The organism is Streptomyces sp. 11-1-2 (genome assembly GCF_003595545.1).
GTDB lineage: Bacteria > Actinomycetota > Actinomycetes > Streptomycetales > Streptomycetaceae > Streptomyces > Streptomyces hygroscopicus_B.
This window is the reverse complement of the sequence record NZ_CP022545.1, coordinates 651,335-663,706: the sequence shown is the minus strand read 5'-3', so window position 1 is coordinate 663,706 and position 12,372 is coordinate 651,335. Positions and strand designations below refer to the sequence as shown.

13 protein-coding genes are annotated in these 12,372 nt (G+C 69.3%); 9 read left to right on the top strand and 4 right to left on the bottom strand.

Annotation, left to right across the window (positions count from 1 at the left end; all coding sequences use genetic code 11):
- Window positions 1-40: 40 nt before the first annotated feature.
- On the bottom strand, window positions 41-1,474 hold the full coding sequence (locus CGL27_RS03155) for a sugar porter family MFS transporter (protein ID WP_119984331.1): 1,434 nt from the start codon (window positions 1,472-1,474) through the stop codon (window positions 41-43).
- A gap of 197 nt (window positions 1,475-1,671) precedes the next feature.
- Here CGL27_RS03155 and CGL27_RS03150 point away from each other — a divergent pair, with 197 nt between their 5' ends.
- Window positions 1,672-2,685 (top strand): LacI family DNA-binding transcriptional regulator, encoded by a 1,014-nt coding sequence (locus CGL27_RS03150; protein ID WP_119984329.1) that lies wholly within the window; start codon window positions 1,672-1,674, stop codon window positions 2,683-2,685.
- 142 nt (window positions 2,686-2,827) lie between these two features.
- On the opposite strand, the gene nac is transcribed toward CGL27_RS03150, so the two are convergent.
- Complete coding sequence (nac, locus tag CGL27_RS03145) at window positions 2,828-3,727, bottom strand: nitrogen assimilation transcriptional regulator NAC (RefSeq protein WP_078638353.1); 900 nt, start codon at window positions 3,725-3,727, stop codon at window positions 2,828-2,830.
- A 223-nt stretch (window positions 3,728-3,950) separates the two neighbouring features.
- Between nac and CGL27_RS03140 the strand changes: the two genes are divergently transcribed.
- The 7 genes from CGL27_RS03140 (at window position 3,951) to CGL27_RS03110 (ending at window position 10,616) form a co-directional block, all read left to right on the top strand.
- A complete protein-coding gene (locus CGL27_RS03140) occupies window positions 3,951-4,832 on the top strand; it encodes a 5-oxoprolinase subunit PxpA (RefSeq protein WP_119984327.1) in 882 nt (293 codons plus the stop codon).
- Window position 4,833: 1 nt separating this feature from the next.
- Window positions 4,834-5,544: a carboxyltransferase domain-containing protein gene (locus tag CGL27_RS03135; protein ID WP_119984325.1), complete on the top strand. Its 711-nt coding sequence runs from the start codon at window positions 4,834-4,836 to the stop codon at window positions 5,542-5,544.
- Complete coding sequence (locus CGL27_RS03130) at window positions 5,537-6,523, top strand: biotin-dependent carboxyltransferase family protein (RefSeq protein ID WP_078638350.1); 987 nt, start codon at window positions 5,537-5,539, stop codon at window positions 6,521-6,523. Before CGL27_RS03135 ends, CGL27_RS03130 begins: the two co-directional genes overlap by 8 nt.
- 142 nt (window positions 6,524-6,665) lie before the next feature.
- Window positions 6,666-7,916 (top strand): MFS transporter, encoded by a 1,251-nt coding sequence (locus CGL27_RS03125; protein ID WP_240450332.1) that lies wholly within the window; start codon window positions 6,666-6,668, stop codon window positions 7,914-7,916.
- 56 nt (window positions 7,917-7,972) lie between these two features.
- Window positions 7,973-8,716: an SDR family oxidoreductase gene (locus CGL27_RS03120; protein ID WP_119984321.1), complete on the top strand. Its 744-nt coding sequence runs from the start codon at window positions 7,973-7,975 to the stop codon at window positions 8,714-8,716.
- Complete coding sequence (locus CGL27_RS03115) at window positions 8,717-9,916, top strand: aspartate transaminase (protein WP_119984319.1); 1,200 nt, start codon at window positions 8,717-8,719, stop codon at window positions 9,914-9,916.
- 25 nt (window positions 9,917-9,941) lie between these two features.
- Window positions 9,942-10,616 (top strand): 4-carboxy-4-hydroxy-2-oxoadipate aldolase/oxaloacetate decarboxylase, encoded by a 675-nt coding sequence (locus CGL27_RS03110; protein WP_119984316.1) that lies wholly within the window; start codon window positions 9,942-9,944, stop codon window positions 10,614-10,616.
- A 21-nt stretch (window positions 10,617-10,637) separates the two neighbouring features.
- Here the strand turns inward: CGL27_RS03110 and CGL27_RS03105 are convergent, their stop codons facing one another.
- Window positions 10,638-10,925, bottom strand: coding sequence for a YiaA/YiaB family inner membrane protein (locus CGL27_RS03105; protein ID WP_043236392.1), 288 nt, complete (start codon window positions 10,923-10,925; stop codon window positions 10,638-10,640).
- Between the two features lie 362 nt (window positions 10,926-11,287).
- Here CGL27_RS03105 and CGL27_RS03100 point away from each other — a divergent pair, with 362 nt between their 5' ends.
- Entirely contained in the window at window positions 11,288-12,163 is an 876-nt protein-coding gene (locus tag CGL27_RS03100; protein ID WP_119984314.1) for an LLM class flavin-dependent oxidoreductase, read from the top strand.
- A gap of 6 nt (window positions 12,164-12,169) precedes the next feature.
- Here the strand turns inward: CGL27_RS03100 and CGL27_RS49765 are convergent, their stop codons facing one another.
- Window positions 12,170-12,328, bottom strand: coding sequence for a hypothetical protein (locus tag CGL27_RS49765; RefSeq protein WP_159037658.1), 159 nt, complete (start codon window positions 12,326-12,328; stop codon window positions 12,170-12,172).
- Window positions 12,329-12,372 lie beyond the last annotated feature (44 nt).

Here is a 12,372-nt window from a genome sequence, read left to right as displayed (position 1 = left end):
GGATTCAGGAGCGGATTCAGGAGCAGGGTCAGGAGCGGGGTCAGGAGAAACGTGTCCGGAGCTCGGCTTCGAGGACTTCGAGCGTGCGGCCCTTGGTCTCGGGGACGTAGAGCTTGACGAAGGTGAGGGAGAGCAGGCCCGCCACCACGAAGAGGAAGAAGGTGTTGGAGATCCCGATCCCGGAGACCAGGGACGGGAAGACCAGACCGATCACGAAGTTGGTCAGCCACAGCACCACGGCCGCGACACCCATGCCGAAGCCGCGCATCCGCATGGGGAAGATCTCCGAGAGCATCAGCCAGGTCACCGGGGAGATCGCGCCCTGCTGGAAGGCGAGGAAGGTGATGGTCATGGCGAGCACGGCGTACGCGCGCCCGTCGCCCGAGGGCAGCACCAGGGAGAAGACGCCGATCAGCAGCAGGGCGGCGGTGGTGCCGAGCTGGCCGGTCATCAGCATCGGGCGGCGGTTGACTCGGCCCAGCAGCCAGATGCCGACGAACGTGGCCAGCACCGAGATCACACCGTTGGCGATGTTCGCCGTCAGCGCGCTGTCCGAGGCGAAGCCGGCGTCGGTGAGGATTTGCGTGCCGTAGTACATGATCGTGTTCACGCCGGTGATCTGCTGCACGATCGCGATGCCGAAGCCGATGAACATCAGCTTGCGCACCCACGGCGTGGCCTTCATGTCCTGCCAGCCGCCGAGCTTCTGCTGCTCCTCCTTGATGGCGAGCGCGGACACCTCACTCAGTTCGGCCTCGGCCCGCTGCTGGGAACGGACCTGTTCGAGAACGCCGAGCGCGTCGGTGAACCGGCTCTGGGAGGCCAGCCAGCGCGGGCTCTCCGGCATGACCAGCATGCCGAACCACAGCACGACGGCCGGAATTGTGGCCAGCACAAGCATCCAGCGCCAGACGCCGCCCGACTCGCCGCCCACCTGGGCGATGATCGCGTTGGAGGTGAAGGCCAGCAACTGGCCGCTCACGACCATGAGTTCATTGCGGGTGACCAGGGCTCCGCGCCGTTCGGCGGGTGAGATCTCCGCGAGGTAGACCGGTACGGTCACCGACGCTCCGCCGACCGCGAGGCCGAGGACGAACCGTGCCACGACCATGATCGCGGTGGTCGGGGCGAGGGTGCAGCCGAGCGCGCCGATGAAGAACAGCACGGCCAGGGCGAGGATGGTGCGCCGGCGTCCGCGCGCGTCCGACAGCCGGCCGCCGGTGACCGCGCCGAGTGCGGCCCCCAGGAGGAGCGAGCTGGTGACCATGCCCTCGGTGACCGGGGTCAGGCCCAGGTCCTTGGTCATATAGGGCAGCGCGCCATTGATGACGCCGGTGTCGTAGCCGAAGAGGAGACCGCCGAAGGTGGCGACGACCGTGATGATCCGCAGCCGCCGGGAGACCGCTCGCGGAGCGGGGTCCGTGATGGCGGTGGCTGGTGTGGGGGCCTGTGTCGCGTCGTCCCTGACGTCCATGGCCGCCTCCTGCCGGTTCGAGGGGAGGGGGAACGGTTGACTAGCGCGCTCTACTAGCGCGCTCTAGGCGAGTACGATGGTCCCTGTCCGAATGTCATGTCAATAGCTTGTTGCCGGGGGGTTTCACGACTGCCCGTAAGGTGGGCGGCATCGGAGGGTGGTCACAGGTGGATGGATCGGGCAAGCAGCGGCCCACCATGACGGACGTAGCGGAGCGGGCGGGCGTGTCCCGGGCACTCGTCTCCATCGTCTTCCGCGATCAGCCGGGAGCGAGCCCGCAGACCCGCGAACTGGTGCTGCGCGTCGCCGACGAGATCGGCTACCGGCCCGACAGCGCGGCCCGCCTGCTGGCCCGCGGCCGCAGCCGCACGCTCGGCGTGATGTTCACCGTTCGCCAGCCCTTCCACGCCGACCTCGTCGAGGGCATCTACCCCGAGGCCGAGCGGCTCGGCTACGACGTCCTGCTCTCCGCGACCGCTCAGGGGCGCGGCGAGGCCAAGGCCGTCGAGGCGCTGCTCGGCCACCGCTGCGAGGCGGTGATCCTGCTCGGGTCCGACGCGCAGCCCACGGACATCGACGCCCTGGGACACCGCACGGTCACTGTCTCCGTCGGCCGCCGGGTCCCCCACGCCCGCGTCGACAGTGTGCACACGGCCGAGGACAAGGGGGTGCGGCAGGCCATGGAGCACCTCGTCGAACTGGGCCACCGCCGGATCGTGCACATCGACGGCGGCCGCGGACCGGGCTCGGCCGAACGCCGCCGCGCGTACCGGGCGGCGATGCGCCGTCATGGCCTGGAGCCGGAACTACGGGTGATCCCCGGCGACCACACCGAGCAGTCCGGCATCGAGACGGGGCGACTGCTGCTTGACGAGCGCGACCACGGCCGGCCCCTGCCGACGGCGGTCCTCGCGGGCAACGACCGTTGTGCGATGGGGCTGTTGATGACCCTGGCCCAGGCGGGCGTCGACGTCCCGCGCGATCTGTCCGTCGTGGGCTACGACGACAGCCACCTCTCCCATCTGATGCCGATCGGCCTGACCACGGTCCGCCAGGACGCGCTGCTCATGGCCGAGCACGCGGTGCGGTTCGCCGTGGAGCGGCTGGAGGGCACGGCGCCGGAGCCGCGGGAGGCGGTGCTGGACCCGAAGCTGACGGTACGGGGCACCAGCGGACCGCCCCCGGAGGGCGTCGGCGCGGGAAATCGGTAAACGCTTTACGCATTCGCCGCTGCGGATTCCCGGAAAGACGCCAGTGAGGGTGCGAAATGGCAACACATAAATGTTTCGTTGGCAATGCGTAGATGTTTCGTGTGACGCCCTCGGCGGCCGGAATATGTGAACGCGATCCCGGCTAGCCGAAGTCAGTGATCAGTTCGTGAAACAGGTCGTGCACGGCGTGGGCGGGTTCCGACAGCGGCTGATGGTCGGAGGTGCAGAGGGACAGCTTGACCTGGATGGCCGGATCGACGATCCGCCGAACCTCCAGGTTCCGCACATCGAGGATGGCGCGCGCCGCCGACCAGGGCAGCACCGTCGCCCCGAGGTCGGCGCCGACGGCGCTGACCAGGGTCAGGACCGATTCGAGCTCACCGATCACCCGGGGCTGCAGCGACGCCTGCTGGAACGCGGCATCCACGACCTGGCGGATGGTGTGGATACGGCTGGGCAGGAGCAGACCGACGTCGGCCAGCTCCTTCAGCGACACCTCATCGTCGCCACCCGGAGTGTTCGCGCCCGGCGCGGCGATCAGGAAGAGATCCTCGGTGCGCAGCGGCTCGAACTGCACCCCTCGCAGCGGACCGGCCCCGTAGATGAAGGCCATGTCCATCCGGCCGGTCATGATCGCTTCGCTGATGACCCCGCCGAAGTTCTCGTTGATGTGCAGCAGGATGTCGGGGTAGCGCTCGCGCACGCTCCTGAGCAGGGGCAGCGCAAGCGCCGCACCCATGCTGTAGGGGGCCAGGCCCACCGAGACGCTGCCGGCCGGGGCCCGGCCGGACACGTCGACCGCCGCGTGTGCGAGATCGACCTGGCGCAGGATGAGCTGCGCGTGCCGGTACAGCGCACGGCCCGCCTCGGTCGGCGCCACTCCGCGCTTGCTGCGGATCAGCAGTTGCTGTTTGAACTGGGCTTCTAGCATGGAGAGTTGCTGGCTGAGCGCGGGCTGGGCGATGTGCAGGATGTCGGCAGCGCGCGTGATGCTCCCGGCGTCAACGATCTTCACGAATGAGTAAAGACGCCTGGTGTCCATGGATGGCCCTCCAGCCTCAGCGGATTCTCATGGTAGGCCCACGGCGTCCGGCGGACGGCGACGCGTGTGGGCCAGGTCATATCGAGGGCTGATTACGTCACACGTAACGCCTATTTGCCGCCACCCGACAACGGGATTAGGTTCACCGAAACTCGGATTCCGGGCCGGACCCGAAATCGAAGAAGTGACGACGTCGCTTTTTTTCCTTTGTTTGGAGGACGTCATGACGTACATGGTCGATCTCGTTGCAGATCTGGGCGAGGGGTTCGGCGCCTACACCATGGGTGACGACGAAGCACTGCTGGACGTGCTGACATCGGCGAACATCGCGTGCGGATTCCACGCCGGAGACCCTCGGATCATGGACGCGACCGTCCGCCACTGTGTCCGGCGCGGCGTCGCCGTGGGCGCACACCCCAGCTTTCCCGATCTCGTCGGGTTCGGCCGCCGTGCGATGGACCTGACCCCGGACGAGGTCCGGACCGACATGCTGTACCAGATCGGCGCGCTGCGGGCGTTCGCCACCGCGTACAACACCCAGGTGCGCCATATCGCGCCGCACGGCCGCCTCGGCAACCTGGTGGCGACCCGGCCGGACTACGCGCAGGCGGTGGCCGAGGCCGTGGAGTCGCTCGACCGGTCGCTGATCGTCCTGGCCCAGGACGGCGCGCTCGCCGACGCCGCCCGCGCCCGTGGCCTGCGGGTCGGCATCGTCGGGATCGCCGACCGGGCCTACCGCGACGACGGCACACTGGTGCCCAGGAGCGAACCGGGTGCGGTGATCCACGACCCGGGGGAGATCGCCGAGCGGACCGTGCGGATGGTCACCGAAGGGGTGGTGCGCGGCGTCGGTGGCCGTGACCTCCCGGTCGAATGCGACACCGTGCTGCTGCACGGCGACACCCCTGGGGCGATCACACTCGCGCACCGGATACGCCGCGAACTCCTCGCCGCCGGCGTGCAGATCACACCGTTGGCGAACGTCCTGGACGCCAAGGCCGCCAACGCCGAGGCCGCCAACACCGAGGCCGCCAACGCCAGGGCCGCCAACGCCGAGGCCGACGGCACCAGGGCCGCCAACACCACGGCCGGCAGGAGCGCCTGAGATGGGCGGCGACATCGTGATCGCGGACTGCGGTGATTCGGCCGTTGTGGTCAAGGCGACGGGTGACACCGCCCGCGCCTGGCAGACCGTGCACGCCCTGGCCGACGTGTTCGAGGCGGCCCGGCCCGGCGGGGTGTACGGCATCGTGCCCACCTATGACTCGCTGCTGATCGAGTTCGACTGCTTCCACACCGATCACACGACGGTACGGCGTGCCCTACGGTACGAGGCCGACCGACTCGGCGAAGGGACCCTCCTGACGACACCGTCCCGACGCTTCGTGGTGCCAGTGGTGTACGGCGGTGAATACGGGCCCGATCTGCCCGTAGTCGCCGAGCAGTTGGGGCTGACCGAGCACGAGGTGGTGGCGTTGCACTCCGCCGCTCCGCTCACGGTCCGCTGCCTCGGAGCCCCGGCGGCGGCCCCGATGATGGACGGCCCCGCCTTCCCGAAGCCGGTCCCGAGGCTCGCCTCGCCACGGACGAGCGTCGTGCCCGGCTCGATCGCGGTGGCCGGACGGCAGGCCGTCATCTCACCCATGCCCTCACCCGGCGGCTGGCCGCTGCTGGGGCGTACGCCGCTGCGCGTCCTCGACCTCGACGCCGAGCCACTGGCCCCGTACCGGCCCGGCGACACATTCCAGTTCGTGCCGATCGGCCCCGAGCAGTGGGACGAGTACGCCGGCACCCCCCTGGCGGCTGCCCATGGCTGACACCCTGACCGTCCACCGGGCGGGTCTCGCCACCGTGCAGGACCTCGGCCGCTTCGGCCACTCCCGCTACGGACTGCCGGTCAACGGAGCACTCGACCAGCATTCCGCCCGCGTCGCCAATGTGCTGGCCGGAAACGACGAGGGAGCGCCGCTGATCGAGGTCACCGCACTGGACTTCAGCTGCACTCCCTCGGCCGATGTGCTCATCGCGGTGACCGGCGCGCCCGCCGAAGTGACCGTGGGCGGCGTCCGGCGGAACCAGTGGGAGCCCGTGTCGGTACGCGCCGGGGAGACCATCGCCATCACCGGCATACGGCTGGGCCTGCGGGTCTACCTGGCCATTCTCGGCTCGGTGGAGACCCCGTACCTGCTCGGCAGCTGCGCCCCCGACACGATCCTGGGCTTCGCACACTCCCTGCGTGGCGACGATGAGCTGGCCTTGCGCACACCCTGCCCGCCGATCGACCACCCGGTGTTCCGGATACCGCTGTTCCGGCTGAACGTGCCCGTGGCGCGCTTCGGCGACGCGTGGACGATCGATGTGACCGACGGGCCCGACCTCGAGGAGTTCGGTGACACCGCCGAGCGGCTGTTCCGGTCGGCGTTCACCGTGACCCCGCGCAGCAACCACATCGGGCTGCGCATGAGCGGCGACGTACCACGGCGGGTGGCGAGCGGCGAGCTGCTCTCCCGGGGAGTGCCCGTCGGCGCGGTCGAGGTGCCCGCCGGTGACGAACTGCTCGTCCTGCACCGCGGCCGCGGCGTCACCGCCGGTTACCCGGTGCTCGCCGTGGTGACGGCTACGGGTCTGTCCGCGCTCGGACAGGCCAGACCCGGCCAGTCCGTCCGGTTCCGGCGCCGCACGGTCGCCGACGCCGTGAGCGCCTACCGAGTCCAGCGACAGGCCATCCACGCGCTCAAGGCCCGCGTGCGCACGGCCTTCGACGCCCTGCGCATCCCCGCCCCCGCCACGCCGTAAGACCGTCTCCCCGTCCCTTCCCAGCTGTGAGTGTTCCGTCCCCGCCAGCCACACCCGCCTGCAGAAAAGAGACATTATGGCCGCCGTCGCCGCTCAGCCGGTACCCAACACCGTCGATCCGAGAACCGCGCGGAAAGTGACCATGGCGGGATGCGTCGGAATCTTCGCCGAGCTGTATGACAACGGCATCTTCGGTTTCATGGCGGGCACCCTGGGAGTCGTCTTCTTCCCTGACGCGTCCAACGCGGTGCAGGTGCAGCTCGTCTTCCTCGGCTACGCCGTCTCGTTCTTCTTCCGCCCCCTCGGCGGCATCATCTGCGGCCACCTCGGCGACCGCATAGGCCGCCAGCGGATGCTCGTCTTCGTCATCATGCTGATCAGCGTCGCGACCGCGGCGATCGGGATGCTGCCCACGTACGCGAGTATCGGCATCGCGGCGCCCATCCTCCTCATCCTGCTCCGCGTGCTCCAGGGCTTCTCGGTCGGCGGCGAGGCGTCGGGCGCGATGAGCTTCCTCGCCGAGCACGCCCCCGAGGGCAAGCGCGGGCTCTACACCAGCTACGCCCAGATCGCCTCGTTCCTCTCCCTGCTCACCGGCACGCTGATCGCCGCCGGCATGACCAGCGGCCTCGGGTCGGACGCCATGGAGTCGTGGGGCTGGCGGATCCCGTTCCTGCTCGCCGTCCCGCTGGGTATCGCGGGCCTCTACATCCGCAAGCGCATCAGCGACACGCCGAACTTCAACCGGCTGAAGGAAGAGGGCGGCCTCTCGAAGAACCCGCTCAAGGAGGCGTTCACCTCCCGTGAGCACCGTCGCGCGATGCTGCTCGCCCTGTTCATCCCGCTGATGAACGGCTCCGGCTACTACGTGCTGTTCAGCTACATGCCCACGTTCATGAGCACCGAGCTGCACTTCAGCAAGGTGCAGGGGCTCCTCGTCACCTCGACCAGCCTGGTGGCCATCTCTCTCGCCATTCCGTTCATGGGCAGGCTGTCCGACCGCATCGGGCGGAAGAAGGTCCTGTCGGGCGCCGCGGTCGCCATGGCCATCCTGGGCATTCCCTGTTACCTGCTCATCGGAACCGGCAACGTGGCGCTCGCGATTCTCGGCGCGTGCGTCATGGCCGTCGTCTTCGCGGGTCACACCGGCGTCATCCACATCCTGCTCGTCGAACTCTTCCCGACCCGGGTCCGCTACTCCGCCTACGGCCTCGGCTACAACGTCTCCTCGGCGCTCTTCGGCGGCACCGCGCCGCTGCTGATGACCTATCTCATCGCCCAGACCGGAAACGTCAACATGCCCGCCTTCTACGCGGTCCTCACCGCCCTCGGCACGCTCATCGCCGTATCCCGGGTGTCCGACAGGGCACATCTGCCGCTGCGCGACGCATAGTTCCGCACCGGCATCCGCACCCGTAACTCCCCGACCGATTGAGGAGCGCAGTCCAGATGCCCTTTTCCGACTACAAGACCGCACTGGTGACCGGTGCCTCCACCGGAATCGGCGCCGAGGTCGTCGAACGGCTGGCCAAGCAGGGCCTCGAAGTCCACGCCATCGCCCGCAACGCCGAGCGGCTCGACGACCTCGCCCGCCGCACCGGCTGCATCCCGCACGCCGTCGACATCACCGACACCACCGCGCTGACCGCCGAACTCCAGGGCCTTCAGACCGACATCCTCGTCAACAACGCCGGGGTGTCCCGCACCGGGAACATCCTCACCGCCGACGAGTTCGCCATCGACGAGCAGATCGCCGTCAACATCCAGGCCGTACTGCACCTGGTCCGGCTCGTCATGCCCGGAATGGTGGAACGGGACCTCGGCCACATCGTCAACATCAGCTCCATCGCCGCCGTCTACAACTTCGGCGGAAACACCATCTACCACGCCACCAAATCGGCCGTGCACACCCTCTCCCGGCAGTTGCGGGTGGACGGATACGGCCGTCGGATCCGCGTCACCGAGATCTGCCCCGGACGGGTGGAGACGGAGATCTTCGGCCGGCTCCTCGGCGACATGGAAGAGGCGCAGCGCAAGTACTACGACGGCTATGAGTCGCTCAAGCCCGAGGACATCGCCGACGCCATCGAATTCGCCGTCTCCTCGCCGCGCCACGTCAACATCGGCCATGTGGAGATCCTGCCCACCTTCCAGGTCCCGGGCGGGCTCAACTTCGAACGGAGGACCGACTGAATGAGCACCGCACAGCGCGTCGACCGCATCAAGCCCTCGCCGAGCACCGCGGCCGCCCAGCGGGTCCGCGAACTGAAGGCCCAGGGACGGCAGATCCTCGACCTCACCGTGGGCGAGCCCGACTTCGACACCCCCGACCATGTGAAGGCCGCCGCGATCGAGGCGATCCAGCGGGGCGACACCAAATACACGCCGGTCAACGGCACCGCTGAACTTCGCACCGCCATCGCCGGCCGGCTCCGGGAGCGGCACGGTCTCGACTACTCCGGCGACCGGATCGCGGTGGGCGGCGGCGCGAAGCAGATCATCTTCCTCGCGCTGATGGCCACCCTGGACGCGGGCGACGAGGTCGTCATCCCGGCGCCGTACTGGGTCTCGTACCCCGACATGGTGCTCGCCAACGACGGCACCCCGGTCGTCGTCCCCTGCCCCGAGGCCGAGGGCTTCAAGCTGACGCCCGAACGGCTGGCCTCCGCCCTCACCGACCGCACCCGCTGGGTCGTCCTCAACTCCCCGGGCAACCCGACCGGCGCCGCGTACTCGCCCGACGAACTGCGCGCCCTGGCCGACGTGCTGCTCGCCCACCCGCACGTCCAGGTGCTCACCGACGAGATCTACGACGAGATCTGGTACGAGCCGGGCCAGGCGCACAGCCTCGCCGCCGTCGAACCGCGGCTGGCCGAGCGGGTGTTCCTCACCAACGGCGTCTCCAAGACATACGCCATGACCGGCTGGCGCATCGGCTACGGCGCGGGCAACACCGAACTGGTCGGGGCCATCAACAAGCTCCAGTCCCAGATCTCCTCCTGTCCCTCCTCCATCAGCCAGGCCGCTGCCGCCGCCGCGCTCAGCGGTGACCAGGGCTTCATCCGCGACAGCGTCGCCGTCTACCGCGGCCGCCGCGACGCCGTGGTCAAGCTCATCAACGACATACCCGGGCTGTCCTGCACCCCGCCGAGCGGCGGCTTCTACGCCTTCGTCAACTGCTCCGGCGTCCTCGGCACCCGCACCCCGTCCGGCCAGGAGATCGGCTCCGACCAGGACTTCGCCGCCTATCTGCTGGAGTCCCAGCAGGTCGCGGTGATCCACGGTGCCGCGTACGGCTCCCCGGGCTACTTCCGTATCTCCTTCGCCACCTCGAACGACGTCCTCACCGCGGCCTGTGAGGGCATCGCCCGCGCCCGCGCCGACCTCTCCTGACCCCGCCCGAAGGAGCCACCCCCACATGATCCACGTCAACACCGCCTTCGACCGGCCCGATCCGGACCTGGTGAAGCAGCTGAGCGGCTACTCCGCCGCCACCATCCATGAGGCACAGGGCCGCCTGGGCGCCCTCGACTCGACCATCAAGCCGGTCGACCCCGAGATGTCCCTGTGCGGCCCCGCCTTCACCGTGGTCTGCGCGCCCCGCGACAACATCATGCTCCAGGTCGCCATCGCCCACGCCGGCCCCGGCGATGTCATCGTCGTCTCCGCCGGCGAATACGCGGAGGCGGGCTCCTTCGGCGACGTCCTGGCCAACGCCTGCGTGGCCAAGGGCCTCGGTGGCCTCGTCACCGACACCGGCGTGCGCGACACCCGGGAGCTGCGCGAGCTGGGTTTCCCGGTGTTCTCGTACAGCGTCAGCATGAAGGGCACGGTCAAGGAAACCATCGGCCCGATGGCCGAACCCGTCCTGATCGGTGGCGAGATCGTCCGCCCGGGAGACGTGGTGCGCGCGGACGCCGATGGCGTCGTCGTGGTGCGCCGCGAAGACCTGGCGGACGTCATCGGCAGGTCTCAGGCGCGTGTCGAGGCGGAAGACGCGTATATCGCCGACTACCGCGCCGGTAAGAGCGTGATCGAGGTCAGCCGACTGGCCGAGGTGCTCGAGGCCAAAGGGCTGGTCATCGACGAGTAGTGGCGGACGGCCCGAGGGCGTTCAGAGCTTTTCGAAGGGGTCGTGTGCGGCGAGCAGCTTGTCCACCCGCGCCTGGTCGACCCGACTGACGATCTGCCCGGCCTCCTGCCGGTCCCGGATCACCTTGGCCAGGGTGAACGCGGACGTCACCAGGTAGAGCACGGAGATGGCCAGGAAGCCGCGCACCCAGGCGTCGGCGCTCAGCTGGAAGATACCGACGGCGGTGGCGGCCATGGCGACGGCGAAGGAGGCGACCGCCTGGCCGTAGAACGCGGCCGTGCTCTGCTGCTTGACCGGTGTCTCACTCATGCGGACAAGAATCGGCGGATGCGGCGGTCCCCGCATCCGTCCAGATACTCAGAAGGTACTCAGAAATCGGGCGCCGTCGTCCGCCCGCCTGGGCCGGGCCGCGGGCCCCGAGCCCTTGTCGCTGTCGTTCACCGCGCCGCTCCTTCCGCCGTCGGGCTTGCCAAGCGGAACGGCGCTCCGTATCGTTACCGGAGCGCGGTTCCGCTTGCTCGCGTTGTCAGAGCGGGGACCCGGCGACCACACCACGCATGGCCACCACGCTTCCGCAGCCTTCCGGAAGTCGGCCGGCCAGAAGCTGTTCCGCTTGAACCTCGGCAGCGCGCCCAGCCGCCGCTGCCGGTGCCGAAAGGACCGACGGCCCCATGTCACACACGCCCCCGCCCCGTTTCGGGATCATGACCGCCCCCATGCAGGTCGACTACCACGACGTCCTGCGGGTCTGGCGTGAGGCGGACACGATCCCGGAGATCGAGCACGCATGGCTGTTCGACCACCTCATGCCGATCGGCGGCGACCCGGACGGACCGGCCTACGAAGGCTGGACGCTGCTCACGGCCCTCGCCGCCCACACCCGTCGGCTCCGCCTCGGCCTGCTGGTGACCAGCAACCGGTTCCGGCCGCCCGCGATGCTGGCCAAGATCGCCACGACCGTCGACATCGTCTCCGACGGTCGGCTGGAGTTCGGCATCGGCGTCGGCTCACGGCCCGGCCACCCCCTGGCCCGGCGTGAGTACGCGGCACACGGCCTGCCCTTCCACGACACCGCGCACGCCGTGGGCAGCCTCGCCGAAGCCTGCACGGTGATCCGGCGGCTATGGACCGAGGAGAAGCCGTTCGACTTCCACGGCACCTATCACCAGCTCACCGGAGCGTTCGGCAATCCCAAGCCCGTCCAGCGTCCCCACCCTCCGATCGTCATCGGCGGACGCTCGTCCGCGACGCTGCGCGTGGTGGCCGAGCACGCGGACGTGTGGAACATGCCCGGCGGCGAGATCGCCGACGCCGTCAACCGCAGCGCGCTGCTGGACCGCTACTGCGCCGAGATCGGCCGCGACCCCGCCTCGGTCACCCGCTCGATCGTCCTGTCCGTCTCCTACGACCAGCCCGGTGTCACCCGGGCCGCGATCGCGGAGGCGATCGACGCCGGTTTCTCGCACATCGTCCTCGGCCTGGCGGCGCCCTACCCCGCCGATGTGGCACGGTGGGTCACCGACGAGCTCATCAGCGCGTCGGCCTAGCGGTTCTCAACCGGCATCCGTCCGGACCCGGGTGAGCGCGGCGACCGCCTCCCGCGGATCGTCCGCGTGAAACCGGAGCGTACGGGCGAAGCCCTCCGCGCCGAGCGGTCGCACGTACGTCACCGGTTCCGTCAGCTCCACCGTCACCGTGGTCTGGCTGCCCACCGCGAGGTCGAGCGCGTGCGGGGCGACCCGGTGTAGGTGAAGGT